Genomic DNA, 25,849 nt, shown 5'->3' with positions numbered 1-25,849 from the left:
CACGGGACAGCACGACGGAGCCGGCGGCGGTGTGCCGAGCGTCCTGGAATCCATCGTGGAGGGTGTCCGGGAGGACCTCGCCGAGCGGGAGAAGGCGGTCGATCTCGAGGAGATCAAGCGCCGGGCCGCGGCCGCGCCGCCTCCCCGGGACGCGATGGCCGCGCTGCGCGAGCCCGGTGTCGGCGTCATCGCCGAGGTGAAGCGGGCGAGCCCGTCCAAGGGGTCGCTGGCCGACATCCCGGACCCGGCCGACCTGGCGGAGACCTACGCCGACGGCGGCGCCCGCGTGATCAGCGTGCTCACCGAGCAGCGCCGGTTCGGCGGGTCGCTCGCCGACTTCGACGCCGTCCGTGCGCGGGTCGACGTCCCGCTGCTGCGCAAGGACTTCATCGTCACGCCGTACCAGGTGCACGAGGCCCGCGCGCACGGCGCGGACGTCGTGCTGCTGATCGTCGCCGCGCTGGAGCAGCCGGTGCTGGACTCGCTGCTCGACCGGGTCGAGTCGCTCGGGATGACCCCGCTCGTCGAGGTGCACACCGAGGAGGAGTGCGACCGCGCGCTGGAGGCCGGTGCGACGCTGATCGGCGTCAACTCGCGCAACCTGCACACCCTCGAGGTGAACCGCTCGGTGTTCGGCGAGATCGCGCCCGGACTGCCCTCGAACGTGATCAAGGTGGCCGAGTCCGGTGTCCGCGGCCCCGGTGACCTGCTCACCTACGCCGGCTGGGGCGCCGACGCGGTGCTCGTCGGCGAGGGCCTGGTGACCAGCGGCGATCCCGCCTCCGCGGTCCGCGGCCTGGTCGCCGCGGGGTTCCACCCGTCCTGCAGCCGCACCGGCGCCTGAACCAGTGCTCGCGTCCGCACTCACCCCGGCCGTCACCACCGCGCTCGCCGCCATCCCGAGCCCGGACCGTGGTGTCTGGCACCTCGGCCCGATCCCGATCCGCGCGTACGCGCTCTGCATCGTCGCCGGCATCGCGCTCGCGCTGTGGTGGGGGGAGAAGCGGCTCGTCGCCCGCGGCGGGCGGCCCGGCACGGTCCTCGACGTCGCCGTCTGGGCGGTCCCGTTCGGCCTGGTCGGCGGGCGGCTCTACCACGTCGCGACCGACTGGCAGACGTACTTCGGACCCGGCGGCGACCCGCTCGGCGCGCTGGAGATCTGGAACGGCGGGCTCGGCATCTGGGGCGCCGTCGCGCTCGGTGGTGTCGGTGCGTGGATCGGCTGCCGGCGCCTCGGCGTCCCGCTACCGGTCTTCGCCGACGCCGTCGCGCCCGGCATCGTCGTCGCGCAGGCGGTCGGCCGGCTCGGCAACTGGTTCAACCAGGAGCTCTACGGCGGCCCGACGACGCTGCCGTGGGGGCTGGAGATCTACCGGCGGGTGGATCCGGCGACCGGGCTGGAGGACGCCCTCGGCGGCGTCGCGATCGACCCGACGCCGATCGCGGTCGTCCATCCGACGTTCCTCTACGAGCTGCTGTGGAACCTCGTCGTCGCCGCGGTCGTGGTGTTCGCCGACCGCCGCTTCCGGCTCGGCCACGGTCGCGCGTTCGCCGTCTACGTCGCGGGCTACACGCTGGGCCGGTTCTTCATCGAGCTGATGCGCACCGACCCCGCCACCCGGGTGTTCGGCGACCTGCGGATCAACGTCGTCGTGTCCGCCGTGGTGTTCGTCGGTGCGGTCGCCTACATCGCGTTCGCACCGAAGGGGCGCGAGGACTTCCGGCAGGCCGACCCCGAACCGGACCCCGACGAGGAGTCCGCGCCCGACCGCACGGAGGCGTGAGCGCCGTGGCCGGTTTCTCCGGCTTCGGCGACGCCGCGGTCGAGTTCTACGACGGCCTGCTCGCCGACAACTCCCGGGCGTACTGGACGGACAACCGCGAGGTCTACGAACGCGACGTCCGCGCCCCGATGCTCGCCCTCCTCGCCGATCTGGAGGACGAGTTCGGTGCCGGGAAGGTCTTCCGCCCGCATCGCGACGTCCGGTTCTCCGCGGACAAGACGCCGTACAAGACGCACTGCGGTGGCTACACCGCACCGTTCTACGTCGAGGTGTCGTCCGAGGGCATGCTCGCCGCGGGTGGCTACTACATGATGGCGCCCGACCAGGTCGCCCGGTTCCGCACGGCGGTGGACGACGAGCGCCGCGGCGAGGATCTCCGCGACCGGCTGGCGGCCGCCGAGAAGGACGGGCTGGCCGTCGGCGGGGAGACCCTCAAGACCCGCCCGCGTGGCACCGACCCCGACCACCCGCGACTGGACCTGCTGCGGCACAAGGGCCTCTTCGTGTCCCGCCGGTGGCCGCCGGACGAGGTCCTGCACGGCCCGCGGGCCAGGGACCGGGTCCGGAAGGTCTGGCGCGCAGCGGGTCCGCTCGCCGAGTGGCTGGCCGACCACGTCGGGCCGAGCGAGCAGCCCCGCCGCTGAGCGGCAGCGGTGCCGGGTCACGGGACTGCCGCGCCCGCCGCTGCGTCCTGCCGGCCTGCGTGGCCCGCCGGGGGTGCCCTTCTGTCGAATCGCTTCCTCGGGCAGCGATGTCCGGGAAGGGATCGGTCCTGGGCCCGGGCCGGGTGTCCGGCGGTGTGCGTGCGATCCCCCCGGGGGTGTCCTTCTGAAGAATCGCTTCCCCGAGCAGCGATTCCAGGAAAGGGCACCTGCGGATCCGGGCTCGCGCACCGGGGACGGCGTCCGCGGTGGTGTGTCGCCGGGGTCCTCGGTCTCGAACCGCTGAGTCGGGCAGCGAGCCGACCCGCTCAGCCGCGCCGCTCAGCCGAGCCGCGAGCGTCCGGAGCGTTCCCCGGTGCGCAGCCGGGCCGTCGCGAGGTACAGGCCGAGTCCGAGCAGGGCGCCGGCGACGTCGGTGAGTCCGTCCAGCACGTCGCCGCTGCGGCCGATCGGCAGCGCGGCCTGCAGCACCTCGGACGCCGCCGCGTACACGACGAGCCCGCCCAGCAGCGGCCACGGACGCAGCCCCGCGGTGCGCCCGGTCCAGGCGAGCAGGGCGAAGACGAGCAGGTGCACGATCTTGTCGGTGCCGGGCGGTGCGGTCGGCACCCCGGAGGCCGGGGTGAACAGCACGACCAGGCTGAGCAGGACCGCGAGGACGAACGGCTGGACACGCACGACCCCAGTCTCCTCCACCGGCTCCACCCGACCGGACACCGACTGGCCTTGCGCCGGGAACCTGATCGTTCCAGTACAGCGCTACGCTGGTCCCGTGACACGTCGAACCAAGATCGTTTGCACCATCGGGCCGGCCACCGCGACACCTGACCGGATCCGGGATCTCGTCGACGCCGGGATGGACGTGGCCCGGCTCAACTTCAGCCACGGCGATCGCGAGGACCACAAGCGCGTCTACGACATGGTCCGCGACGCCGCCGACTCCAGCGGTCGCGCCGTCGGCGTCCTGGCCGACCTGCAGGGCCCGAAGATCCGCCTGGGCCGGTTCACCGACGGGCCCACCGAGTGGCGCACGGGCGAGGAGGTGCGGATCACGTGCGACGACGTGGCCGGCACCCACGACCGCGTCTCCACCACCTACAAGGGACTCGCGCAGGACGCGAAGGTCGACGACCGCATGCTCGTCGACGACGGCAAGGTCGGCCTGCGGGTCGTGGCCGTCGAGGGTAACGACGTCGTCTGCCGGGTCACCGAGGGCGGCCCGGTGTCCGACAACAAGGGCCTCTCCCTGCCGGGGATGAACATCTCGGTGCCGGCGCTGTCGGAGAAGGACATCGCCGACCTCGAGTTCGCGATGGCGCTGCGGGCCGACGTCGTCGCGCTGTCGTTCGTGCGCAGCCCCGCCGACATCGAGCTCGTCCACAAGATCATGGACCGCACCGGCTACGGCCGGGTCCCGGTCGTCGCGAAGCTGGAGAAGCCGGAGGCGGTCGACAACCTCGAGGCCGTCGTCCTGGCCTTCGACGGGATCATGGTCGCCCGTGGCGACCTCGGCGTCGAGCTGCCGCTGCAGAACGTGCCGCTGGTGCAGAAGCGCGCGGTGCAGATCGCCCGGGAGAACGCCAAGCCCGTCATCGTGGCCACCCAGATGCTGGACTCGATGATCACCAACTCGCGGCCGACCCGGGCCGAGGCGAGCGACGTGGCGAACGCGGTCCTCGACGGCACCGACGCCGTGATGCTCTCCGGCGAGACGAGCGTCGGCCGGTTCCCGATCAAGACGGTGCGGACGATGGCCGAGATCGTCGAGGCCGTCGAGTCCGGCCCCGCGACCGTGCCGCCGCTGAACCACGTGCCGCGCACCAAGCGGGGCGTGCTGTCGTACGCGGCCCGCGACATCGGCGAGCGGCTCTCGGCGCGTGCGCTGGTCGCGTTCTCGCAGTCCGGTGACACCGTGCGCCGGCTCGCCCGGTTGCACACCCGGCTGCCGCTGCTGGCCTTCACCCCCGAGCCTGCGGTCCGGAGCCAGCTCGCGATGACCTGGGGTGTGGAGACCTTCCTGGTCGACAAGGTGGACTCGACCGACGCCATGGTCCGGCAGGTCGACCACGCGATCCTGTCGATCGGCCGGTTCAAGCCGGGCGACCTCGTCGTGATCGTCGCCGGCTCGCCGCCCGCGACCGTCGGCTCGACCAACCTGATCCGGGTGCACCGCCTGGGCGAGGACGATCTCACCTGATCCCGCATACTCCCGTCCCGTGAGCCCCGCCGAACCCGTTCCCGCGACCGAGCCGCAGGCGACCGCCGCCGACGGCGAGCCGCGCGGCCAGGCCGTCCTCGACGACCTGGTCTCGCTGCTGGACCTCGAACGCCTGGAGGACAACCTCTTCCGCGGCGTGAGCCCGCCGGTCTCGCTGCCCCGGGTGTTCGGCGGGCAGGTCGCGGGGCAGGCGCTGGTGGCGGCCGGGCGGACGGTGCCCGGCGACCGTCCGGTGCACTCGCTGCACGCGTACTTCATCCGGCCCGGCGACCCGAACATCCCGATCGTCTACGAGACCGAGCGGGTGCGGGACGGGCGGTCGTTCACGACCCGCCGGGTGCTGGCGATCCAGCGCGGCGAGGCGATCTTCTCGCTGTCGGCGTCGTTCCAGATGGAGCAGGACGGGCTGCGGCATTCCGAGCCGATGCCCCAGGGCGTCCCCGCACCGGACCGGATCGACGACCTCGGCGCCCGCGCCGTGCGCGGCGACGGCGGGTGGATGGCCGGGCTGCCCCGGCCGCTGGACATCCGGCTGATCGACGAGCCGGTGTCCTCGCAGCGCTGGACCGGGCCGTCCGACGAGCCGATGCGGTTGTGGCTGCGCGCCGACGGGACGCTCCCGGACGAGAAGCTGCTGCACGTCTGCCTGCTGACCTACGCCAGCGACCTGACGCTGCTCGGCTCCGTCGTCGCCCGGCACGACGCGCCCGCGAACGGCGTGCAGATGGCCAGCCTGGACCATGCGATGTGGTTCCACGAGCCGTTCCGGGCCGACGAGTGGCTGCTCTACACCTGCTACTCGCCGGCCGCGTCCGGCGGGCGCGGGCTGGCGTCGGGCCGGTTCTTCACCGCGGACGGCCGTCTGGTCGCCACGACGATGCAGGAGGGCCTCGTGCGGGTCCGGAAGGGCGGTCGACGATGACGGTCGAGGCGGACGTCGCGGTTCCCAGCGTCAACGGCGGGACCCTGCCCGGGTTCCTGGCGCGGCCGGAGACCGGTGAGCCCGGCCCGGCGCTGGTCATGATCTACGAGGCGTTCGGGATGACCCCGGAGATGCGCCGGATCGCCCGGGAGCTCGCCCGCGAGGGCTACACCGTCCTCATCCCGGACCTGTTCGCCCGCGGGAAGGTGAAGCCGCTGTGCGTCGCCTCCACGATGGCGACGATGGCGTCCGGCCGGGGCGCGGCGCTGGGGGACTGCGAGTCCGCGCGACGCTGGCTCGCCGGCCAGCCCACGGTGGACGCCGACCGGATCGGTGCCATCGGGTTCTGCATGGGCGGCGGATTCGCGATGCTGCTGTCGCAGACCGGGCTGTACCGGGTGGCGGTGCCGTTCTACGGCCGCAGCGGCACCCGGGTCGAGCCCGTCTGCCCGGTGGTCGCCAGCTTCGGCGGCCGGGACGCGCAGTTCGCCGACGGTTACCCGGAACGTCTCGAGGCCGATCTCGCCGAGCGCGGGATCCCGCACGACGTGAAGGTCTACCCCGACGCCGGGCACTCGTTCATGACGCGGACCGAGGGCGTGCTCGGTGCGGCCGCGCGGCGCTCGCCGCTGCACGCGGCCTACGACGAGCCGGCCGCCACCGACGCGACCCGGCGGGTGCTGGAGTTCCTCCGCACCCACCTGTGAACCCCGTCAGGCGCGGAGCGCGGCCACCAGGTCGGCGAAGCGCTCCGGCGGCGGGATCTCACCGGGCACCGTGAACCGCAGCCGGTCCGCGGTCCCGCCCCAGCGCCGGCGCAGCCCGTCGGCGACGCCCGCGGTGTCGCCGGTGGCGCACATGAGGTCGAGCAGGTCGTCGTCGACGAGCGGGACCATGTCGTCCCACCGGCCCTGTTTGGACAGCGCGTTGAGCTCGTCCTGCAGCTCGCCCAGGCCGTGCAGCTCCAGGACGGGCCGGTAGGCGGGGGTCGAGCCGTAGAAGGAGATCCGCCGGCGCACCTCGGCCACGTCGGCGTCGTCGAACGCGACGAACGGCGACAGCGCGATCTCCAGCGGCGCCATGCCCGCCGGACGGTGCTCGGCCACCGCCGGGGCGATGACCTCCTCCAGGTACCGGGTGGTGCAGAACGGGTGCACGAACAGCCCGTCGGCGACCTCCGCCGCCACCCGCAGCATCTGCGGACCGACCGCGGCCACGAACACCGCGGGCGGGCCGTGCGGGTTCGGCGGCGGGACGAACGCCGGCGTCATCAGGGAGTGGTCGTAGAACTCGCCGCGGTGCGCGAGCGGCTCGCCGGTCTCCCAGCTCCGCCAGATCGCCCGCAGCGCGACGACGAACTCCCGCATCCGCGCGGCCGGCCGCGACCACGGCATCGAGAACCGGCGGGTGACGTGCGGCCGGATCTGGCTGCCGAGGCCGAGCACCAGCCGTCCGCCGGAGAACCGCTGCAGGTCCCAGGCCGGGTAGGCGACCGTCATCGGCGTCCGCGCGAAGGCGATCGCGACCGACGGGCCGAGCTGCACCCGCGTCGAGTGCTCGGCGGCGAGCACGAGGGGCAGCAGGCCGTCGGCGCGGTTCTCGCCGTTCCAGGCGCCGTCGTACCCGATCTCCTCGCAGGCCCGGACGTCCCGGGCGACGGTCTCCAGCGAGTCGCGGACGCGCGCGTCGATCCTCATGCGGCGCAGACGGGTCGACAGGGATGTTCCGGACGTACGGTGCGCATGATCGGACGGTACCCCGCACCACGCCGCGCGGTCAGGAGGCAGGATGGGGACCGTGAGCGATCACCAGCAGCAGGACCGGGCCTGGGGCTTCCGCACCCGGGCCGTGCACGCGGGCACGGTGCCGGACGCGGAGACCGGATCGCGGGCCGTCCCGATCCACCAGACCACCAGCTACGTCTTCCGGGACACCGACGACGCCGCGGCGCTGTTCGCCCTGCAGAAGTACGGGCTCATCTACTCCCGGATCGCCAACCCGACGGTGTCGGCGCTGGAGGAGCGGCTGGCCAGCCTGGAGGGCGGGATCGGCGCGGTCTGCACGGCGTCGGGGCAGTCGGCGGAGTTCCTGACCTTCGCGGCGCTCGCCGGGACCGGGGACCACGCCGTCGCCGCGGCCGGGCTCTACGGCGGCACGATCACCCAGCTCGACGTCACGCTGCGGCGCTTCGGCGTCGACACGACGTTCGTGCCCGGCACCGACCCGGCCGACTACGCCGCGGCGATCCGCGACGACACGAAGTTCGTGTTCGCCGAGGTGATCTCGAACCCGGGCGGGGAGGTCGCCGACATCGCCGGGCTCGCCGAGGTCGCGCACGCCCGCGGCCTGCCGCTGATCATCGACGCGACGCTGGCGACGCCGTACCTGTGCCGCCCGCTCGAGCACGGCGCCGACATCGTCATCCACTCGGTGACGAAGTTCCTCGGCGGTCACGGCACCACGCTGGGCGGCGTCGTCATCGACGCGGGCACCTTCGACTGGGGCAACGGGAACTTCCCGCAGATGACCGAGCCGGTGCCGTCGTACGGCGGGCTCACCTGGTGGGGCAACTTCCAGGAGCTCGGCTTCCTCACGAAGCTGCGGGCCGAGCAGTTGCGCGACGTCGGCGCGACGCTGTCGGCGCACTCGGCGTTCCTGCTGATGCAGGGCGTCGAGACGCTCCCGCAGCGGATGGACCAGCACGTCGCGAACGCTCGCCGGGTCGCGGAGTGGCTGGAGGCCGACCCGCGCGTCGAGTACGTGACCTACCCGGGGCTGCCCTCGCACGAGCACCACGAGCGCGCCGGGCGCTACCTGCCGGACGGGCCGGGCGCGGTCTTCGCGTTCGGTGTGACGGGCGGCCGCGACGCGGGCGCCCGGTTCATCGAGTCGGTGCAGCTGTGCAGCCATCTCGCCAACGTCGGCGACGCGCGCACGCTGGTGCTGCACCCGGCGTCGACGACGCACCAGCAGCTCACGCCCGACCAGCTGGACCAGGCCGGCGTCCCCGCGGACATGATCCGGATCTCGGTCGGTCTCGAGGATCCGGACGACATCGTGTGGGACCTGGACCAGGCCCTCACCGCAGCGCTGAAGGAGGACGCGTGACCTGGGAGAACCCGCCCGCGTGGCGGCGGCAGCGGATCCTGCGCGACACCCGGACCGTCGCGATGGTCGGTGCGTCGCCCAACCCGGCCCGCGCCAGCAACTTCGTCGCGACCTACCTGCTGGCCTCCACCGGGTTCGACGTGTACTTCGTGAACCCGCACGCGACCGAGATCCTCGGCCGCCCGGTGTACCCCTCGCTGGCGGAGCTTCCCGTCGTCCCCGACCTCGTCGACGTCTTCCGGAAGCCGGAGGACCTCCCGGGGGTGCTCGACGAGGTGCTGGCGCTGGACCCGCACCCGTCGGTGTTCTGGTTGCAGTTCGGCCTGTTCGACGCCGACCTCGCCCGCCGTGCCGAGCAGGCCGGCCTCGACGTCGTGATGGACCGCTGTCTCAAGGTGGAGCACGCCCGCTTCGCCGGCGGGCTGCACCTGGCCGGGTTCAACACCGGCGTGATCACCTCCCGCCGCCGGGACTGACACACCCGCACCCGGCCCTCCCGGCCCCGCCCTGCCACCCCGCGCCGCTGCCGTCCGGCCGCGGGCGGGGTGGCCGGCGACCACTGCGGACGGTCACGGCCGCAGGCTCCCGACCGTTGCGCCGCGCGTCCGCGCCCGCCGGTCCCGCCCCCGCGCCACCCCCGTGCCATCCCCGCTCCGGCCCTGCTCCGGAACCATGCAGGTGGCACCGTATTTCCCGGATCATGCTGCTCTCTTCGAGTGAAGAATTCTTTTGCCCGGGGGACTCCGGAAACGTGATCACCAGTGATCGAGAACGAGCTGATTCCATTGAGGATCTCTCGGGAAGATCATGCGCCGTCCGATTCACCGGGTCCCCTCTTCCGGTCTAGTGACAGCATTTGCGTCAGCCCGTCCACGGTGTGCCGCACACCTTTACGGCGCAATCTCATGTTGCTCCGGACGGAGGCGTACGGAAATTGACCATTCGCTGTAACGTCGCGCCGGAACGTGACCCGTGCGAGGCTTTGTGCAGTCGGCGTTGCAGCTGATCTCGGTGGGAGCGTCGCGACAGAAGTCGATCTCGACGGTGCGCCGAGCGGTCAAGATCGCATTCTCGTATCGGAGGAGTGGTCATTCATGAGTTCGGCCGCGAAGGTGGGGATGGCGGTGCTCGGGGGGTATGTCCTCGGCCGCACGAAGAAGATGAAACTGGCGATCATGCTGGGCGGCGCGCTGGCCGGCCGGAAACTCGATCTCTCGCCCACGGATCTGCTGGGAAAGGGCGCGAAGCTGGCGGCCGGGTCGGCCGACGTGTCGCGACTGCGGGAGGCGATCACCGGGCGTCTGGTGGAGGCCGGGAGGGACGCGGCGCTCGCCGCCGCGGCGAGCCGCATGGAGTCGTTGACGGACTCGCTCGTCGAGCGGGTGGAGAACCTCGGCAAGCCGGTGGAGAAGGTGGCGGACACGGCGGGTGACGTCGCCGGGGCCGGTGTCGAGACGGTGGGCGACACGGCGGGCGCCGTCGCGGGGTCCACCGCGGACGGTCTGGACGCCGCGCGCCGGACGACGGGGCGGCTCGCGTCGGCGGGCCGGTCCCGCCGGTCGGCCGGGGACTCCGGCCCCGGCGATGCCGGCACGGACGGGGGCGACGACACGGCTGACGACACGGCGGACGACACCGCTGACGACACGGCGGACGACACGGCGGACGACACCGCGGAGGACAGGGACGACTCGGCCGACGACTCGGCCGACGACGGCCGCCCGGGCACCGGCGGCCGCCGTTCCGGCGCCGCGGCCGGTGACGCGACCGGGGCGACGGCGAAGGCACCGGCACGGCGGCGCACGGCCGCGTCGGCGGCCTCGGGGGCGGCGAAGTCGGCGAAGACCGCGAAGTCGGCGAAGTCGGCGGCGTCCGGCACGGCGTCGCGGTCCCGGGCGCGCAGCACGGGCGGCCGGTCCGGCAGCGGATCGGACTCGGCGTCGGGCACCCGGCGCACGGCCCGCGGTGGCGGCCGCGGCAGCACGACCCGGACCCGCCGCGGGGGCGACGATGCCTGAGGCGAACCCGGCGGACGACGTCGCCGACCAGGCCTCGGGCCTCGCGCAGCTGCCCACGGACCGGTTGAAGGACGCGGCGATGACCCTGCTCGGTGCGGTGACCGACCGGGCGGTCGGGGCGGCTCTGGAGCGGGTCGACGCGCTGACCGGACGGCTCACCGACGTCACCGAGAACGGTGGCGCCGGGCTCGGGGCCGCGCTCGGTGGCGGCACGGCGATGCTGCAGGGCGGGAACCCGGTGACGGGCGCGCTGAAGGGCGGCCTGTCGGCGGCGAAGGACAAGGTGCTCGGCGCGGTCGGGCTCGGCGGCGGCTCGGACGACGACTCCGACGACTCCGGCGGCTCCGGGGGATCCGGCGGCCCGGGCGGCGGGCAGCGCGGCAAGTTCAAGTTCATGAACATCGTCGAGGAGCTCGACGTCGGGGTGCCGGTCCGCGTCGCCTACGACCAGTGGACGCAGTTCGCCGACTTCCCGAGCTTCATGAAGAAGGTGCACAGCGTCGAGCAGGAGTCCGACGAGAAGACCACCTGGCGGGCCCAGGTGTTCCTGTCCAAGCGGACCTGGAACGCGACGATCATCGAGCAGGTCCCGGACAGCCACATCGTCTGGCGCTCCGGCGGGGCGAAGGGCTACGTCAACGGCATCGTGACGTTCCACGAGCTCGCGCCGCAGCTGACCAAGGTCCTGCTGGTCCTGGAGTACTACCCGGTCGGGCTGTTCGAGAAGACCGGGAACGTCTGGCGTGCCGTGGGCCGGCGGGCCCGGCTCGAGTTCAAGCACTACCGCAGGCACGTCATGGTCGAGACGCTCGTGAACCGCGAGGAGCTCGAGGGCTGGCGCGGGGAGATCCGCGACAGCGAGGTCGTCAGGACCCACGAGGAGGCGCTCGAGGAGGAGCGTGCCCGGGAGGACGAGGAGTACGACGACGACGCCTACGACGAGTACGACGACGGCGCCGACGAGGAACTCGAGGACGACGAGGGCGAGGCCGCCGAGTACGCCGACGACGACGTCGAGGAGCCGGCAGGCGGGCCCGACGACGAGTTCGAGGAGTTCGACGAGGACGAGGTCGTCGACGAGGTCCCCGAGGACGAGGACGGCGACGACCTGGACGTCGAGGACCTCGACGAGGACCTGGACGCCGGTGAGTACGCCGACGACGAACCCGAGGAGCCGGAGCCCGCGGACGACGGTGGCCGCAACGGGTCCGGCGGCCGCCGGGGCCGTACCGCCCCGCGCCGCCGCAAGGCCGGTGCGTCCTGATCCGGCGGCACCGGCCGGGCCTGCCACGCCGTACGAGAGGAGGGGATGACGGGTGACCGTCAGCCGTCAGGAAGGGGGCCGGGTCTCCCGCGCACCGCAGGGGGACCTCGCCCAGGTGATCGACCTGATCCTGGAGAAGGGCCTGGTCATCGACGTGTTCGTGAAGGTGTCGCTGGTCGGCATCGAGCTCGTCACGATCGACGCGCGGATCGTCGTCGCCAGCGTCGACACCTACCTCCGCTTCGCCGAGGCCACCAACCGGCTCGACCTGCACCAGAAGGGTGGCAAGGACCTCGGGCAGGTCGTCAGCGGGCTCACCGAGAGCGCGTACGAGGGTGGCGCGAAGGGCACGACGCGCGGCGTCCTGGAGGCGGGGAAGGAGAAGTTCGACGAGTTCCGCGGCGAGCGCAAGGGGGAGAAGCGCAGGTGAGCGAGGGAGCGGCCGGGAACGGCGTCTACGTGTACGGGGTGGTCGCCGCGGGCGCCCGGATCCCCGGCGACCTGGACCCGGTGGGCGCGCCGGGGGGTGAGATCGGTCTGCTCGACCACCGCGAGCTCGCGGCGGTCGTCAGCGACGTCCCGACGGACCGGCCCCTGGGCCGGCGTGACGACCTGATGGCGCACGAGCGGGTCGTGAACGCGGTGGCGGCGGAGGTGACGGTGCTGCCGATGCAGTTCGGCGGCGTCGTCTCCGACGACCTGGCCGTCGTCGACGAGCTGCTGGAGGAGAACCACGACTTCTTCGTCGACGTGCTGCAGCGCCTCGACGGGTGTCTGCAGTTCGTGCTCTACGGCCGTTACGACGAGGACCTCCTGCTCGGCGGGATCGTCGACCGCGACCCGGAGATCGCCGAGATGAGCCGGTCGTTGCGCGACAGCGATCCCGACGCGACCCACTACGAGCGGATCACGCTCGGCGAGCGGATCGCGAACGAGGTGGAACGCCTGCGCACCGCCGACGCCGAGGCCGCCGTCGAGCTGCTGGAGCCGCAGTGCGAGGGGATCGTGGTCAAGGAGGTCGGCGGTGAGGACGGTGCGGTGCACCTCGCGGTGCTGGTGCGCCGCGACCGCCGCGCGGAGTTCGACACCGCGGTCGACGCGCTCGGCGACGAGTGGGGTGACCGGGTGTCGCTGCAGCTGATCGGGCCGGTCGCCCCGTTCGACTTCCTGCCCGCTCCCGACGCCGGGACGGAGGAGTGAGATGGGGTTGCTGACCGGGATCCTGACGCTGCCGCTCGCCCCGGTGCGGGGCGTCATGTGGATCGCCGAGCAGATCGAGGCCGAGGTCGACCGGGAGATGAACGACCCGGCCGTCATCCGTCGCAAGATCGACGAGTCGGAGCGGGCGTTCGAGGACGGCGAGATCGACGAGGCCGAGCGCGACGCCCGCCAGGAGGAGCTCCTCGGGCGGCTGATCGACCGCGGCGGGGGAGGCCGGAGTGGCTGACCGCCCCGTCCGGCGACGGCCCACCCGCGACGACGACGGCGGCGGCCGTGATCACGACCGCGCGGGGGGCGGGCCGGGCGATCGCGCGGAGCGCCGCACCGCCCGGGGAGGATCCGCTGCCCGCCGCCGGGACGGTGCCGAGGCACCCGGGCGTGACGAGGCGACGGCCCCGCGGCGTCCCCGCGCGGAGGGCGGTGCCCGGCCGAGGAGGGCGCGGTCGGGTGAGGAACCGGGCCGCCGTGCCGACGGGGAGGGGACCGGCGAGCGGCCGCGGCGTCGCCGGGCCGACGGGGATTCGGCGCGCCGGGCACCGGCGGGCGACGCCCCTCGGCGCAGGTCCACCGGTGACGGGTCGCGGCGCCGTGCCGCCGACGAGGCGCCCGGGCGCCGGGCGGCCGGGGACGGCCCCCGGCGACGGGCGGCGGAGGACACGCCCCGGCGGCGGCAGGTGCGGCGGGCCGCGGAGGACGAGGTCCCGGAGGACCGGGTCGCGGAGGACGAGGAGGCGCCCGACGATGCAGCTCCGGACGACGAGATCGAGGAGATCGACGAGATCGACGACGACATCGACGAGATCGAGGGCGACGACGGGACCGACGAGGGCCAGGACGAGGGGGACGACAGCGACAACGGCGGCGACGACGACGGCGGGGGCGAACCGGAACCTCCGCCCCGTCCGGCCCGGCTCGGTGCGCGGGCCGTCGCCCGGGCTGCGTTGGAGCAGGTCGTCGAGATGACCGGCCGCACCCCGGAGGGTGTCACCTCGGTCTCCCGGCACGACGAGGGCTGGACGATCGAGGTGGAGGTCGTCGAGTCCCGGCGGATCCCGGACTCGGCCGACGTCCTCGGGGTGTACGAGGCCGAGCTCGACCGGGAGGCCGAGCTCGTGTCGTACCGGCGCGTCCGCCGCTACACCCGCGGGACCGGGGGTGAGGCATGAGCAGCGACACGGTGCGCTGGTCGTCCGGGCAGCCCCGGCGGCAGCAGGAGTCCCGGAACGACGGGGCGAACCTCGCCGACATCCTTGAACGGGTGCTGGACAAGGGGATCGTCATCGCCGGGGACATCCAGGTGAACCTCCTCGACATCGAGCTGCTGACGATCAAGATCCGGCTGGTGGTCGCGTCCGTCGACCGGGCGAAGGAGATGGGCATCGACTGGTGGGAGCGCGACCCGACGCTCTCGGCCGGACGGCAGGACCTGGAGACCGAGAACGCCCACCTGCGTGAGCGGGTCGAGGCCCTGGAACGCGCCGCGGGTCGCGACGGTCTGCCCCCGGCGGGGCCCTCGGGCGACGGAGCGAACCGGCACCGGGCCGACGACGACGCCGACGACGCCGGAGCAGACGCCGGAGCAGGGGCGGCCGCCGCTGCCGCCGACCTCGACGCCGACCTCGACGCCGACCTCGACGCCGACCTCGACGCCGACCTCGACGCCGACCTCGACGCCGACCTCGACGCCGACCTCGACGCCGACCTCGACGCCGACCTCGACGCCGACCTCGACTCCGGCGCCGACGACGACTTCGACGCCGACGACGCCGACGACTTCGACGACGCGGACGCCGACGACGACCTCGACTTCGACGCGGACGCCGACGCGGACGCCGACGCGGACGCCGACGCGGACGCCGACACCGGCGCCGACACCGGCGCCGACGCCGCCGACGCGGACGAGGAGCGGCAGCCGCCCGACCGGACCGAGGAGCGCGCCGGGATCGACAGGCCCGGACCCGACGATCCCCCCGCCCCGTCCCGGCGCCGTGCTGCGGGAGCACCACGCCGCCGCGCCCGTGACGCCCCGGCCCGCGAGCCGGCGGAACGGCGCCGCGCCCGTGACGACGGCACCCGCTCCCGGAGGCGATGACCGTGCAGGAGACACCCGACGACAGCCCCGCGGCCGCGCCGGGCGAGCTGTCGTACGTCTACGCCGTCACCCGTCGTGAGCCGCCCGGGCTCGCGACACTGACCGGGGTGCTCGACGCGCCCGTCCGGGTCGTCGCGGGGTCCGGGCTGCACGCCGTCGTCAGCCGGGTGCCTGCCGCCGACTTCGCGCAGGACGCGATCGACGAGCGGCTCCAGGACCTCGACTGGCTCACCGCGACCGCCCGCGCGCACCACCACGTCGTCGACGAGGTCGGGCGCTCGTCCGACGTGGCGCCGCTGGCCCTCGCGACCGTCTTCACCGACGACGCGCGGGTCCGTGCGGTCCTCGACGAGCGCCGGTCCGGGTTCGAGGCCGTCCTCGACCGGGTGCACGGCCGGGCCGAGTGGGGGCTGAAGGCGTGGGCCCCGCAGGCCGCACCCGCGGCGCGGGGCGAGCGGCCGTCGTCCGGGGCGGAGTACCTGCGCCGCCGCCGTGCCGCCGCCGGGGCGGCGGAGGCCCGGACCGACGAGGCGTTCCGGGCGGCCGAGAGCCTGCACGACGCCGTCGCCGGGGCCGCGGTCGAGGCGCGCCGGCACCGCGTCCACGACGCCGCGCTCACCGGCCGGACCGAGCAGATGGTGCTCAACGCGGCCTACCTCGTCGACACGGACGACACCGACCGGTGGCGGGCCGCGGTGGAGGCGGCCGCGACGCCCGCGCTGCTGGTCGAGGTGACCGGCCCCTGGGTGCCGTACTCGTTCGCCGGGACCGCCCCGGGCGGTGACGACGGATGACCGAACCGACCGGACTGTTCGGCGACCGCGAGGTGGCACTCGTCGACCTCCTGGACCGGCTGCTCGCCGGGGGAGTGGTGCTCACCGGGGACGTGACGATCTCGCTGGCCGGCGTCGATCTCGTCCGGATCTCGCTGCGCGCGCTCATCACCTCGATCGCGCCGGCGGAGGACGTGCCCCACGGGGACGGGCGTGTCTCCGCCGCCGAGCCGCGTGCGCTCCCGGGGGCCGGTGGATGAGCGCCCCGGAGCCCGGGTCGCGCCCGGCCCGGCCCGCCGGCCGGGTCGAGATCGACCGTGAGTCGGTCGAGCGGGACCTGATGAAGCTGGTGCTGACGATCGTCGAACTGCTGCGTCAGCTGATGGAGAAGCAGGTGCTGCGGCGGGTCGACCAGGGCGATCTCACCGACGACCAGATCGAGGACCTCGGTACGTCGCTCATGCACCTGGAGTCCGCGATGGAGGAGCTGACCGAGCGGTTCGGACTCACCGCGCAGGACCTCAACATCGAGCTCGGTCCGCTGGGCCCGCTGCTCCCGCGGCAGCGGTAGCGGCGGGCCTCAGACCGGGTCGGAGCCTTCCGCCGCCCGGACCTCGTCGACGGCCTGCGCGCGCTCCGACGGCGGCGGCTCGTTCTCGGCGCGGAGGGCGTCGGACCGGTCCTGCGCCTCGTCCTGGGTGGCGTACTGCTCGAAGGCGCCGCACCCGCAGTCGCACCGGACCACCCACTTGTCGGCGACGTCGACCATCGGCAGGACGTACGGGTCGTGCTGCGCCACGAGGAGCTCCTTCGCCGGGACGGGCGGTGCGGAACGCATCATTCCGGCACGCACCGTGTGCTGCCACTCGAGATCGCGACGGATGGCCCGCCGCGGCCGGAGGGGCCGTCGCTCACCAGCCGAGCAGACCGACCAGCAGCGCGTGCAGCAGCCAGAACGGACCGAACGCCAGCGCCACCAGTCCACCCGGGCCGGCGCCGCGGCGGGCCGGGACGAGCAGCGCGACGGCCGTCAGCCCCCACGGTACGACGAGCGCGATCCCGCGCAGCGGCCACGACACCACACCGGTGACCAGCGCCAGGAGCAGCGCGACCGCCACCCAGCCCGCGCTCGCCGCGACACACCGGGGGAGCAGCCGCTCGACCGGCGACGGCTCCCGGTCGGACGGCGCGCAATCGTCGGGCCCGGTCCCCGGCGGGTACGGCGGGGCGCCGGGCAGCGGCGCGTGCGGGGGCACCCCGCCGGGACCGGGATCCGGGTCGTCCACACCGGAGTACCCGGGCGCTCCCTGCCACGGCGGACGGTCGTCCGGCTCGTCGCGGTGCGCGGGATCCTCCCGGCCGGTCACGGGCGCGACCCCAGCCCCGGGCCGACGGGCCGGGGGTACGTCAGGCGGCGCAGCAGCGACTCGGCCGGGCCGCGCCCGCCGGTGCGTGCCGACCACGTCGCCACCAGCACCGTCGTCGCCCAGACCCCGGTCCCGCACAGTGCCGCCGCCCACAGCGGCAGGCCCGCACCCAGCCCGAGCGTCCAGGCCGGGAACAACGCCACGAACGCCACCGACTGCGCCAGGTACGCCGACAACGACCGCTGCCCGGTCGCCTCCAGCGCCGCGCCGACGCGGCCCGGCGCACGCCCGGCGCGCCGCGCCACGACCAGCCCGGCCAGCGCCGCGTAGCCGACCCCGGCGGCGTACCCGGTGAGCGCGTGCAGCGGCCCGAGCACCAGCAGCACCGTCGTCGGCGGGGACCAGGACCCCGCGGCGACGAGCGCCATCGGCAGCCCGCCGAGGACACCCGTCGCGATCCCGGCGACGGCCAGTCGTCGCAGCGGGCGGCGGTGCCGGGCCGGGTCGGCGAGCAGCCCGGACCGGTGGAGCAGCACGCCGACCGCGGCCGCGCCGGTGAGCGCGAGCGCGCTCAGCAGCAGGTTGCCGAACAACCACTCGCCGAACCGGTCCGCCATCGCCACGAGGGCGTCCGGCTGCACCAGCGACGGCGACGCCGACGGTGCCCCGGCATCGGTGAGCGCCACCGGCAGGTGGAGCAGCACGGCGAGGGCGGTCGTCGCCGCCGCCGTCGTCACCAGCTGTGGGGTCGTGCCCCGGGCCAGCAACCCGGCCGCCAGCACCGCGATCAGCCCGTACGCGGCGACGAAGTCGCCGTGCCACAGCAGGACCGCGTGGATCGCACCGATCGCGAGCAGCGCGCCGCCGCGCCGGCGGACCAGCGCCACGACGTCGTCGCCGGCCCGCGCGCCGGGCGGGGTGCGGCGGGCGGCGAGGCCCGCGATCCCGAACCCGAACAGCACCGCGAACAGCGGGTACGCACGGCCGTCGACCAGGGTGAGCTGCACCGTGGCGACGACGGCGTCGATCCCGGAGAGGTCCCGCGGGTAGGTGCGGACGCCGATCCCGCGGTGCGTGACGAACGTGTGGGCGTTGGCGATCGCGATGAGCAGCAGCGCCGCCCCACGGGCCAGATCGGGGGCCGCGGACCGGTCGGTCACCGGGAGGGCGTGCACGGACGTCGACGCTACCGGGTGTGGTTCGTGCCACCTGGAGCGATCCGTGTGCTCCCCGTCGCGGCGTGCGACGCCCGACAGGGCTAGGGTCCGCGTCGTGTCTGCTACCCCCGTTTCCGTCACCGTCACCGGAGCCGCTGGCCAGATCGGTTACGCGCTGCTCTTCCGGATCGCCTCCGGGCAGCTGCTGGGGCCCGACACCCCGGTCAAGCTGAACCTTCTCGAGATCCCGCAGGCCGTCAAGGCCGCCGAGGGCACCGCGATGGAGCTCGACGACTGCGCGTTCCCGCTGCTGCGCGGCATCGACATCCACGACGACGCGAAGGCCGCCTTCGACGGCGCGAACGTCGCCCTGCTGGTCGGCGCCCGTCCCCGCACGAAGGGCATGGAGCGCGGCGACCTGCTCGAGGCCAACGGCGGCATCTTCGGTCCCCAGGGCAAGGCCATCAACGACGGCGCCGCGAGCGACATCCGCGTGCTCGCCGTCGGCAACCCGGCCAACACCAACGCCCTGATCGCCCAGGCGTCCGCGCCGGACGTCCCGGCCGACCGCTTCACCGCGATGACCCGCCTCGACCACAACCGTGCGCTGGCCCAGCTGGCCAAGAAGCTCGGCGTCGGCCTCGACGAGATCTCCAAGCTCACGATCTGGGGCAACCACTCCGCCACCCAGTACCCCGACCTCTTCCACGCCGAGGTCGGCGGCAAGATCGCCGCCGAGCAGGTCGAGCGGGAGTGGCTGGAGAACGACTTCATCCCGACCGTCGCCAAGCGTGGCGCCGCGATCATCGAGGCCCGGGGCGCGTCCTCGGCCGCGTCGGCCGCGAACGCCGCCATCGACCACGTCCACGACTGGGTCAACGGCACCCCGGCCGGCGACTGGGTCTCCGCCGCGATCCCGTCCGACGGCTCCTACGGCGTCGCCGAGGGCATCATCTCCTCGTTCCCGGTCACCTCCGAGAACGGCGAGTGGAAGATCGTCCAGGGCCTGGAGATCGACGAGTTCTCCCGCGGGAAGATCGACGCCTCGGTCGCCGAGCTCGTCGAGGAGCGCGACGCGGTGAAGAAGCTCGGCCTGATCTGAGCCCACCCCCACGCACGTCCTCCCCGGCCGCGACCACCCAGGTGGTCGCGGCCGGCTCGCGTCCGGGCCCGCTCGCCGCAGCCCGTGATCACGGATCGGGAAGGGATACGGCCGTTCGTGGCCGGATCGCTTCCCGATCGGTGATCACCCCGGAATCTCCGTGCGGGACAGGGGGTAGGGGCTAGCGTCTCCCCGGAGGCGAGGAGGGTCCGTGACGCGGTGGTGGGCGGCGGTCGTGCTGGTTCTCGTGCTCGGGGGGTGCGCGTCCGCGCCTTTGGGGCCGCCGGATCCGTTCCCGGCCCGGCCGGCGGACATCGACCTGAACCGCCTCGATCCGTGCGCGACGGTGTCGCCGGAGAGCCTGAGGGCCGCGGGTGTGGCCCCGGAGAGGCGTCGGATCGCGTCGCCGGTGGTCGGGGGGAAGCCGACCCGCCTGTGCGACTGGGGCGGCTACGGCAGCGACTTCGGTTTCACGGTGCAGTTCTTCCCGTCCGATGCCGAGCAGGCGGTCGGCGCCGACGGTGCGATGATCGGCGAGATCGAGGGTTACGGCACCGTCCGGCTCACCGAGCGGGAAACGATCGCCCCGCTCTGCGAGATCCTCGTCGACACCGGTGAGAGCCAGCTGATCCGCACGCAGACCCAGGCTGCCGACGTCGAGCCGCCGGGGCCGGGGTCCTGGATCGACAAGTCCTGCGATCGGGCCGTCCGGCTCACCGCCGAGGTGATCCGGACCGCACGCGGGCTCGCTGCGTGACGACCCGTGCCGCCCGTGACCACCGGACTCGTCGTGTGACCACCGGACTCGCCGTGTGGGCCCCGGATTCCCCGTGTGGGCCCCGAATTTACCGCGTGGAGCCCCGGTACTCGGTGTGAGCCTCGGACTCTCGCTGCGTGACCACCGCTCGCTGCTCGGCGACCGGGTTCGCACCCGCGAACGCCGCGGTCCGAACAGCGACCGGCCGTGCTGCCCGCTCCTACCGTGCGTCGCCATGACGATCGATGCAGCCCGCCCGCGAGGCACCGCCTCCGACAGCCTCATGGTGCAGATCACCACCGGCAACGTCGTCCAGGTCCACGCGATCCTCGCCGCCCAGGCCGAGCGGATGTACACGGCCCTGAAAGACGCAGAGTGGCTGCGGAACCTGCCGGCCGTCGGCCAGGATCCGGTGTCGCTCGACGCCAGGAGGGCTTTCCAGCCGAAGGTGAACCACATCCTCGACACCCACTGGGCGCACTACGTCGAGGTCCGGGAGGCGGCCGACCGGCTCCTCGTCGCCGCCCGGCAGTACGGCCACGCCGAGGACGCCATCGGCCGCGCCCTGGAGGTACAGCGGGAGCACTTCGCCCAGCTGTGATGCCTCCCGGCCGGGCCCGTGATCACCGATCGGAAAGAGAGACGGTCGGATGTGGCCGGATCGCCTCCCGACCGGTGATCACGCCGGTCGGGTCTGCCGGTCGAGCGGGTGCAACGCCGGTGCCGTCACCCCGCGATACGGCAGATCGCGAACGCCTCCGCCGGAACGGTGAACGAGTCGTCGTCGCTGCGGGTCGGCTCGGACGCCAGCAGGATCCGGGTGATCGTCGACCCGAGCGACAGCGTGACGGGCTCCGGCCCCAGGTTGACCACGACCCGCATCGCGCCCCGGGCGATCACCAGGGTTCGGGCCTGCTCGTGGACGTCGACCCCGACCGAGTCCAGCCACGGGTCGGACAGCTCCGGCCAGGTGCGGCGCAGCGCGATGAGCTCGCGGTGCATCCGCAGCAGCGTCGCGTGCGGCTCCTGCTCCGGCTCGGACCAGTCGAGCGTCGAGTCCGTGAACGTCGACTCCGCGTTCGGGTCGGGGACCTCGTCGGCGTCGGACCAGCCGTGGTCGGCGAACTCCGTGCGCCGCCCGTCGCGGACCGCCTGCTGCAGGCCCGGGTCTCCGAACCGGGAGAAGAACTGCCACGGCGTGCGCGCGCCCCACTCCTCGCCCATGAACAGCATCGGGGTGAAGCCGGAGGTGAACAGCAGCGCCGCGCCGCAGGCCAGCAGGCCGGGGGACAGCGTATGGGTGAGCCGGTCGCCGGTGGCCCGGTTCCCGATCTGGTCGTGGTTCTGCAGGTAGGTCACCAGCCGGGAGCCGGGGATCCGTGCCGTGTCGATCGGGGCGCCGTGACTGCGCCCCCGGAACGACGACCAGGTGCCCTCGTGCAGGAACCCGCGCGTCAGCACGTGCGCGAGCCCGTCCAGGCCCGCCTCGGCGAAGTCGCCGTAGTAGCCCTGGCCCTCCCCGGTGAGCACCGTGTGAAGGCAGTGGTGGACGTCGTCGGCCCACTGGGCGTCGAGCCCGTAGCCGCCGCCCTCCCGCGCGGTGATCATCCGCGGGTCGTTGAGGTCGGACTCGGCGATCAGCGACAGCGGACGCCCGACGTGCGCCTCCAGGGCCGTGACCTCGACGGCGAGCTGCTCCAGGACGTGCTGGGCGCGGGTGTCCCGCAGCGCGTGCACGGCGTCGATCCGCAGCCCGTCGACGTGGAAGTCGCGCAGCCACATCAGCGCATTGTCGATCACGTAGCGGCGGACCTCGTCCGAGCCGCCGCCGTCGAGGTTCAGCGACGGGCCCCAGATGTTCGATCCGGCGAAGTACGGGCCGAACCGGTCCAGGTAGGCCCCGGAGGGCCCGAGGTGGTTGTAGACGACGTCGAGCACGACGCCGAGGCCGCGGGCGTGGCAGGCGTCGACGAACCGCTTGAAGGCGTCCGGGCCGCCGTAGTTGCCGGTGACGGCGTACCAGGCGACGCCGTCGTAGCCCCAGTTCACGGGGCCGTCGACGGCGTTGACGGGCAGCACCTCGACCAGGTCGATCCCGAGCGAGACGAGATGGTCGAGCCGGCCGATCGCCGCGTCGAAGGTGCCCTCGTCGGTGAAGGTGCCGATGTGGCACTCGTAGAGCACCGACCCGGCCAGGGTGCGGCCGGTCCAGGTGTCGTCGGTCCACCAGAACGAGTCGTGGTCGTAGACCCGGGAGCGCTCGTGCACCCCGGCCGGCTGCCAGCGGGAACGTGGGTCGGGGAGCGGGGCGGGGTCGTCGTCCAGCAGGAAGGCGTAGTCGGTGCCGTGCCCGTGGTCGGGCAGTTCGGTCCGCCACCACCCGCCGGGTGCGGGGTCCAGCGCGATCCGGTCGTCGCCGACCAGGACGCTCACCCGGTTCCTGTCAGGGGCCCACACCGAGAACACCGTCACGGGCGTCGATCCTTCCGCACCCGGTGGGGGTCCCGCGCGGGCGGGCGGGGGTGGCGCCGCTCACCCGGCGCTACGCTGCCTCGATGGCCGACCCGGACAGCGGTGACGACACCGACCAGTACGCCCAGCTGCAACCCGACGACACCCTGGAGTACGGCGGTGTCACCGACGTGCTGGACGAGGGCTACTCGCCGCCGGAACGGCCGTGGAACTCCCGCGACCACGAGTCGCTCGACGAGCGTCTCGCCGACGAGGAACCGGACCCGTGGAACGCCACCGACCCGGCCCTCGAGGACGACACCGACCGCGACACCGACCGCGACACCGACGACGCCACGGGGGAGGACCTCGGCGACACCACCGGGACCGACGGCGAACTCCGGGACGGCGAGGTCGGCGATCGCCGGGCAGGCCGGCTGACCGTCGACGACGCGTCGTTCGACGGCAGCGACGGCGGCGAACAGCAGCTCGTCGCCGGTGACGCCGGGATCGACGGGGCGGGGGCGTCGGCGGAGGAGGCCGCCGTCCACCTCGTCGACGACGAGGAGTAGCCCGCCTCAGGCGGGGCGGACCAGCAGCGCCACGGGGTAGCGGTCCAGCAGCCCGGCGAGCGCCGGTGCCGGGCCGTCCACCGGCTTGTTCGCGATCATGTCGTGCCAGTCGTCGAACCCGCCGGGCAGCGGCAGCGTCGTGTCGCCCCACCCGCCGCGGCGGGCCAGGCCCTCCGGCAGGCGGGTGGCGACGGCGACCAGCGCCCCGCCGCCGCGGGAGAACGCGACCGCGTGCGACGCCGCGGTGCCCTGCGCGTCGAGGGGCCCGTAGCCGGAGAACAGCTCCGGCCGGAACCGCCGCAGCCGCGCCGCCGCCGACGTCACCAGCAGCTTCGCCGCGCCGGAGGCGTCGACCGGGGGCTGCCAGCCGCCGTCGATCCGCTCCAGCAGGCGTTCGCGGACCCCGAAGTCGACGGGCCGCCGGTTGTCCGGGTCGACCAGCGAGTACTCGAACAGCTCGGTGCCCTGGTAGACGTCGGGCACGCCCGGCCCGGCCATCTGCAGCAGCTTCTGGCCCAGCGAGTTCGACCAGCCCGGGCCGGCGATCCCGGAGACGAACGCCTCGATCTCGGCGACCAGCTCGGCGTCGGCGAGCACCTCGCCCGCCCAGGCGGCGATCCGCTCGTCGACCTCGGGCACCGCGTCGGTGTGCGAGGTGACGAGCTTGGCCTCCTTCGAGGCCTTGCCCAGGTACGACGCCAGCCGCTCGGCCGGGATCGGCCACGCCCCGACCAGCGACTGCCAGGCGAGGAGCTCCAGTGAGCGGTCCGGCAGCGGGTGGCGCACCGACCACCTGCGGACCTGCGCGGTCCAGTCGCCCGGGCGCTCGGCGAGGACCGCGAGCCGCGCCCGCACGTCCTCCGAGCGCTTGGTGTCGTGCGTGGACAGTGTGGTCATCGTGCGCGACCGGCCCGCCTCGCGGTGGGTGAGGCCGGCGTGGAACTCGGTGGGGGACACCCCGAACCGGGCCGGGTCGCCGCCGACCTCGTTGAGCGCGACGAAGCGGTTGTACCGGTAGAACGCGGTGTCCTCGACACCCTTGGCGGTGACCATGCCGGAGGTCTGCTGGAGCCGGGTCGCGTACTCCGAGCCGGGGTCGGCGACCAGGCCGGCGTGCAGGGCGGTGACCACCGCGGCCAGGTCGGGGCGCCGGGTGCGGGCGACCGACACGGCGGTGTCGGCGGCGGCGCGCCCCTCGGCGATCGCCGGGGTCAGGTAGGAGCGGTAGACCGGGAATCCGCAGAGGAACTCGGCGACCGCGTCGTGCAGGTCCTCGGCGGTGACCGCGGTGAGGTCGACGCCGGTGGCCGCGGCGTCCGCGCCCGGTCCGGCCCGGAACGCGTCGGCGATCCGGTGGACCTCCGCGACGAGGATCCGGTCCACGACGAGGTGCCTGCCGTCGTCCTCCACGGCGTGCGCGGCCGGCTTCGCACCGGTGTGCTCGGCGGCGAACTGGGTCAGGAGCCCGGCGCCGTCGGGATCGACGAACACCCCGCAGATCTCGCGCAGCGCCTCGTAACCGCTGGTGCCGTCGACCGGCCACGAGGCGGGGAGGTCCTCGCCGACGGCGAGGATCTTCTCGACCAGCAGCCACTTCCAGGGCCCGATCTCGGCGCGCAGCCGGCGCACGTACCCGCCGGGATCGGCCAGGCCGTCCGGGTGGTCGACGCGCAGCCCGACGATCGTGTCGTCGCCGCGCAGCAGCTCCAGGACCGTCCGGTGGGCGTCGGCGAACACCTCGGGGTCCTCGACGCGCACCGCGGCCAGGTCGGAGACGTCGAAGAACCGCCGGTAGGTCAGCTCCGCCGCCCCGCGCCGCCAGGACACGAGCCGGTAGTGCTGGCGGTCGTGCACCTCCTGCGCGGTGCCGTCCCCGGTGCCGGGGGCGACCGGGAAGCGGTGCTCGTGGTAACGCAGCTCGCCGTCGGTGACGGTGAGGTTCTCCAGCGCGCCGGCCTCGTCGGCGTCGAGCACCGGGAGCAGGATCCGGCCTGCGCCCCAGTCGACGTCGAAGTGGTGCGCCCACCGCGACGACTGCCCGTGCGTCAGCACGTCCCACCACCACGGGTTCTCCGCGGGCCGCGCGACGCCGACGTGGTTCGGCACGATGTCGAGCAGCAGGGTCAGCCCGTGCTCGCGCAGCGTGCCGAGCAGGGCGCGCAGACCGGCCTCGCCGCCGCGCTCCGCGGAGATCCGGGACGGGTCGACGACGTCGTAGCCGTGGTTCGACCCGGTCCCCGACTCGAGCAGCGGGGAGGCGTAGAGCGCCCCGATCCCGAGCCGGTCGAGGTAGCCGGTGAGCGCCCGCGCGTCGGCGAACGTCCGGTCCTTCGAGAACTGCAGCCGGTAGGTGGAACCCGGAAGGCGGCTCATGCGGGTGC

General features: G+C 73.8%; 29 protein-coding genes. 22 read left to right on the top strand and 7 right to left on the bottom strand.

The annotated features are described in order from the left end of the window. Positions 1 to 31 precede the first annotated feature (31 nt). The 3 genes from trpC to AD017_RS02510 are packed head-to-tail and all read left to right on the top strand — an operon-like array spanning position 32 to position 2,428. Entirely contained in the window at positions 32 to 844 is an 813-nt protein-coding gene (gene trpC / locus AD017_RS02520; RefSeq protein ID WP_029239858.1) for an indole-3-glycerol phosphate synthase TrpC, read from the top strand. A 4-nt stretch (positions 845 to 848) separates the two neighbouring features. After that, the gene (gene lgt / locus AD017_RS02515; protein ID WP_010239801.1) at positions 849 to 1,784 is read left to right on the top strand and encodes a prolipoprotein diacylglyceryl transferase; all 936 of its coding nucleotides are present in this window, start codon (positions 849 to 851) and stop codon (positions 1,782 to 1,784) included. Further along, positions 1,781 to 2,428, top strand: a complete 648-nt coding sequence (locus AD017_RS02510; RefSeq protein WP_010239804.1) for a DUF2461 domain-containing protein — start codon at positions 1,781 to 1,783, stop codon at positions 2,426 to 2,428. The genes lgt and AD017_RS02510 overlap by 4 nt, the downstream gene beginning before the upstream one ends. Positions 2,429 to 2,767: 339 nt before the next feature. Here the strand turns inward: AD017_RS02510 and AD017_RS02505 are convergent, their stop codons facing one another. After that, positions 2,768 to 3,124 (bottom strand): VanZ family protein, encoded by a 357-nt coding sequence (locus tag AD017_RS02505; RefSeq protein WP_227012643.1) that lies wholly within the window; start codon positions 3,122 to 3,124, stop codon positions 2,768 to 2,770. A 94-nt stretch (positions 3,125 to 3,218) separates the two neighbouring features. On the opposite strand from AD017_RS02505, the gene pyk reads away from it, so the two are divergent. From pyk to AD017_RS02490, 3 genes are read left to right on the top strand one after another with little or no spacing between them, the layout of a single operon-like run. Beyond that, positions 3,219 to 4,643: a pyruvate kinase gene (gene pyk, locus AD017_RS02500; RefSeq protein WP_010239810.1), complete on the top strand. Its 1,425-nt coding sequence runs from the start codon at positions 3,219 to 3,221 to the stop codon at positions 4,641 to 4,643. 19 nt (positions 4,644 to 4,662) lie between these two features. Next, positions 4,663 to 5,586 carry an acyl-CoA thioesterase II gene (locus AD017_RS02495; protein WP_060572617.1) on the top strand — a complete coding sequence of 308 codons (924 nt, stop codon included), beginning with the start codon at positions 4,663 to 4,665 and terminating at the stop codon, positions 5,584 to 5,586. Further along, positions 5,583 to 6,293, top strand: coding sequence for a dienelactone hydrolase family protein (locus AD017_RS02490; RefSeq protein ID WP_060572615.1), 711 nt, complete (start codon positions 5,583 to 5,585; stop codon positions 6,291 to 6,293). Before AD017_RS02495 ends, AD017_RS02490 begins: the two co-directional genes overlap by 4 nt. A gap of 6 nt (positions 6,294 to 6,299) precedes the next feature. Here AD017_RS02490 and AD017_RS02485 read toward each other — a convergent pair whose 3' ends face one another. Continuing rightward, on the bottom strand, positions 6,300 to 7,283 hold the full coding sequence (locus tag AD017_RS02485; protein ID WP_060572613.1) for a TIGR03617 family F420-dependent LLM class oxidoreductase: 984 nt from the start codon (positions 7,281 to 7,283) through the stop codon (positions 6,300 to 6,302). 91 nt (positions 7,284 to 7,374) lie between these two features. Here AD017_RS02485 and AD017_RS02480 point away from each other — a divergent pair, with 91 nt between their 5' ends. From AD017_RS02480 to AD017_RS02420, 12 genes are all read left to right on the top strand, one after another. Then, positions 7,375 to 8,694, top strand: coding sequence for an O-acetylhomoserine aminocarboxypropyltransferase/cysteine synthase family protein (locus AD017_RS02480; protein ID WP_060572612.1), 1,320 nt, complete (start codon positions 7,375 to 7,377; stop codon positions 8,692 to 8,694). Then, on the top strand, positions 8,691 to 9,170 hold the full coding sequence (locus tag AD017_RS02475; RefSeq protein ID WP_010239825.1) for a CoA-binding protein: 480 nt from the start codon (positions 8,691 to 8,693) through the stop codon (positions 9,168 to 9,170). Before AD017_RS02480 ends, AD017_RS02475 begins: the two co-directional genes overlap by 4 nt. A 618-nt stretch (positions 9,171 to 9,788) precedes the next feature. After that, positions 9,789 to 10,712 carry a hypothetical protein gene (locus AD017_RS02470; RefSeq protein WP_060572610.1) on the top strand — a complete coding sequence of 308 codons (924 nt, stop codon included), beginning with the start codon at positions 9,789 to 9,791 and terminating at the stop codon, positions 10,710 to 10,712. Next, complete coding sequence (locus tag AD017_RS02465; RefSeq protein ID WP_082399471.1) at positions 10,705 to 11,976, top strand: SRPBCC family protein; 1,272 nt, start codon at positions 10,705 to 10,707, stop codon at positions 11,974 to 11,976. Before AD017_RS02470 ends, AD017_RS02465 begins: the two co-directional genes overlap by 8 nt. Before the next feature lie 52 nt (positions 11,977 to 12,028). Next, positions 12,029 to 12,406, top strand: coding sequence for a gas vesicle protein GvpJ (gvpJ, locus tag AD017_RS02460; RefSeq protein WP_010228946.1), 378 nt, complete (start codon positions 12,029 to 12,031; stop codon positions 12,404 to 12,406). Continuing rightward, complete coding sequence (locus AD017_RS02455; RefSeq protein ID WP_060572608.1) at positions 12,403 to 13,176, top strand: GvpL/GvpF family gas vesicle protein; 774 nt, start codon at positions 12,403 to 12,405, stop codon at positions 13,174 to 13,176. Before gvpJ ends, AD017_RS02455 begins: the two co-directional genes overlap by 4 nt. 1 nt (position 13,177) lies before the next feature. After that, the gene (locus AD017_RS02450; RefSeq protein WP_010228950.1) at positions 13,178 to 13,423 is read left to right on the top strand and encodes a gas vesicle protein GvpG; all 246 of its coding nucleotides are present in this window, start codon (positions 13,178 to 13,180) and stop codon (positions 13,421 to 13,423) included. Then, complete coding sequence (gvpO, locus tag AD017_RS35975) at positions 13,416 to 14,363, top strand: gas vesicle protein GvpO (protein WP_227013354.1); 948 nt, start codon at positions 13,416 to 13,418, stop codon at positions 14,361 to 14,363. The genes AD017_RS02450 and gvpO overlap by 8 nt, the downstream gene beginning before the upstream one ends. Next, positions 14,360 to 15,289, top strand: a complete 930-nt coding sequence (locus tag AD017_RS35970) for a gas vesicle protein (RefSeq protein ID WP_082539053.1) — start codon at positions 14,360 to 14,362, stop codon at positions 15,287 to 15,289. The genes gvpO and AD017_RS35970 overlap by 4 nt, the downstream gene beginning before the upstream one ends. Then, positions 15,286 to 16,083, top strand: a complete 798-nt coding sequence (locus tag AD017_RS02430) for a GvpL/GvpF family gas vesicle protein (protein WP_060572607.1) — start codon at positions 15,286 to 15,288, stop codon at positions 16,081 to 16,083. Before AD017_RS35970 ends, AD017_RS02430 begins: the two co-directional genes overlap by 4 nt. Then, positions 16,080 to 16,322, top strand: a complete 243-nt coding sequence (locus tag AD017_RS02425) for a gas vesicle protein (RefSeq protein ID WP_060572605.1) — start codon at positions 16,080 to 16,082, stop codon at positions 16,320 to 16,322. The genes AD017_RS02430 and AD017_RS02425 overlap by 4 nt, the downstream gene beginning before the upstream one ends. Next, entirely contained in the window at positions 16,319 to 16,633 is a 315-nt protein-coding gene (locus AD017_RS02420) for a gas vesicle protein K (RefSeq protein ID WP_010241726.1), read from the top strand. The genes AD017_RS02425 and AD017_RS02420 overlap by 4 nt, the downstream gene beginning before the upstream one ends. 9 nt (positions 16,634 to 16,642) lie before the next feature. Here the strand turns inward: AD017_RS02420 and AD017_RS02415 are convergent, their stop codons facing one another. The 3 genes from AD017_RS02415 to AD017_RS02405 form a co-directional block, all read right to left on the bottom strand. Next, positions 16,643 to 16,861: a hypothetical protein gene (locus tag AD017_RS02415; protein ID WP_139317183.1), complete on the bottom strand. Its 219-nt coding sequence runs from the start codon at positions 16,859 to 16,861 to the stop codon at positions 16,643 to 16,645. Positions 16,862 to 16,973: 112 nt separating this feature from the next. Beyond that, positions 16,974 to 17,429: a hypothetical protein gene (locus tag AD017_RS02410; protein WP_060572601.1), complete on the bottom strand. Its 456-nt coding sequence runs from the start codon at positions 17,427 to 17,429 to the stop codon at positions 16,974 to 16,976. Continuing rightward, on the bottom strand, positions 17,426 to 18,604 hold the full coding sequence (locus tag AD017_RS02405) for a DUF418 domain-containing protein (RefSeq protein WP_060572599.1): 1,179 nt from the start codon (positions 18,602 to 18,604) through the stop codon (positions 17,426 to 17,428). The genes AD017_RS02410 and AD017_RS02405 overlap by 4 nt, the downstream gene beginning before the upstream one ends. A 97-nt stretch (positions 18,605 to 18,701) precedes the next feature. Between AD017_RS02405 and AD017_RS02400 the strand changes: the two genes are divergently transcribed. The 3 genes from AD017_RS02400 (at position 18,702) to AD017_RS02390 (ending at position 21,046) form a co-directional block, all read left to right on the top strand. After that, entirely contained in the window at positions 18,702 to 19,688 is a 987-nt protein-coding gene (locus AD017_RS02400; RefSeq protein ID WP_010230103.1) for a malate dehydrogenase, read from the top strand. A 211-nt stretch (positions 19,689 to 19,899) separates the two neighbouring features. Further along, on the top strand, positions 19,900 to 20,445 hold the full coding sequence (locus tag AD017_RS02395) for a DUF3558 family protein (protein ID WP_060572597.1): 546 nt from the start codon (positions 19,900 to 19,902) through the stop codon (positions 20,443 to 20,445). Positions 20,446 to 20,680: 235 nt separating this feature from the next. After that, positions 20,681 to 21,046 (top strand): hypothetical protein, encoded by a 366-nt coding sequence (locus tag AD017_RS02390; RefSeq protein ID WP_227012640.1) that lies wholly within the window; start codon positions 20,681 to 20,683, stop codon positions 21,044 to 21,046. A gap of 125 nt (positions 21,047 to 21,171) precedes the next feature. Here the strand turns inward: AD017_RS02390 and treZ are convergent, their stop codons facing one another. Further along, complete coding sequence (gene treZ / locus AD017_RS02385; protein WP_255358478.1) at positions 21,172 to 22,878, bottom strand: malto-oligosyltrehalose trehalohydrolase; 1,707 nt, start codon at positions 22,876 to 22,878, stop codon at positions 21,172 to 21,174. Positions 22,879 to 23,000: 122 nt separating this feature from the next. On the opposite strand from treZ, the gene AD017_RS02380 reads away from it, so the two are divergent. After that, entirely contained in the window at positions 23,001 to 23,468 is a 468-nt protein-coding gene (locus AD017_RS02380) for a DUF5709 domain-containing protein (RefSeq protein WP_060576191.1), read from the top strand. A gap of 6 nt (positions 23,469 to 23,474) precedes the next feature. Here AD017_RS02380 and treY read toward each other — a convergent pair whose 3' ends face one another. Further along, positions 23,475 to 25,841, bottom strand: a complete 2,367-nt coding sequence (gene treY, locus AD017_RS02375; RefSeq protein WP_060572593.1) for a malto-oligosyltrehalose synthase — start codon at positions 25,839 to 25,841, stop codon at positions 23,475 to 23,477. Between the last annotated feature and the right edge of the window lie 8 nt (positions 25,842 to 25,849).

The sequence above is a fragment of the Pseudonocardia sp. EC080619-01 genome (genome assembly GCF_001420995.1).
Lineage (GTDB): Bacteria > Actinomycetota > Actinomycetes > Mycobacteriales > Pseudonocardiaceae > Pseudonocardia.
The sequence above is the reverse complement of the archived record's forward strand: the minus strand, read 5'-3'. Positions and strand labels throughout refer to the sequence as shown.

Coding starts and splice junctions, on each gene's coding strand:
- AD017_RS02490 (WP_060572615.1), top strand. CDS start 5,583: ATGACGGTCGAGGCGGACGTCGCGGTTCCCAGCGTCAACGGCGGGACC.
- AD017_RS02485 (WP_060572613.1), bottom strand. CDS start 7,283: ATGAGGATCGACGCGCGCGTCCGCGACTCGCTGGAGACCGTCGCCCGG.
- AD017_RS02480 (WP_060572612.1), top strand. CDS start 7,375: ATGGGGACCGTGAGCGATCACCAGCAGCAGGACCGGGCCTGGGGCTTC.
- AD017_RS02470 (WP_060572610.1), top strand. CDS start 9,789: ATGAGTTCGGCCGCGAAGGTGGGGATGGCGGTGCTCGGGGGGTATGTC.
- AD017_RS02465 (WP_082399471.1), top strand. CDS start 10,705: ATGCCTGAGGCGAACCCGGCGGACGACGTCGCCGACCAGGCCTCGGGC.
- AD017_RS02450 (WP_010228950.1), top strand. CDS start 13,178: ATGGGGTTGCTGACCGGGATCCTGACGCTGCCGCTCGCCCCGGTGCGG.
- AD017_RS35970 (WP_082539053.1), top strand. CDS start 14,360: ATGAGCAGCGACACGGTGCGCTGGTCGTCCGGGCAGCCCCGGCGGCAG.
- AD017_RS02430 (WP_060572607.1), top strand. CDS start 15,286: ATGACCGTGCAGGAGACACCCGACGACAGCCCCGCGGCCGCGCCGGGC.
- AD017_RS02425 (WP_060572605.1), top strand. CDS start 16,080: ATGACCGAACCGACCGGACTGTTCGGCGACCGCGAGGTGGCACTCGTC.
- AD017_RS02420 (WP_010241726.1), top strand. CDS start 16,319: ATGAGCGCCCCGGAGCCCGGGTCGCGCCCGGCCCGGCCCGCCGGCCGG.
- AD017_RS02390 (WP_227012640.1), top strand. CDS start 20,681: ATGACGATCGATGCAGCCCGCCCGCGAGGCACCGCCTCCGACAGCCTC.
- AD017_RS02380 (WP_060576191.1), top strand. CDS start 23,001: ATGGCCGACCCGGACAGCGGTGACGACACCGACCAGTACGCCCAGCTG.
- treY (WP_060572593.1), bottom strand. CDS start 25,841: ATGAGCCGCCTTCCGGGTTCCACCTACCGGCTGCAGTTCTCGAAGGAC.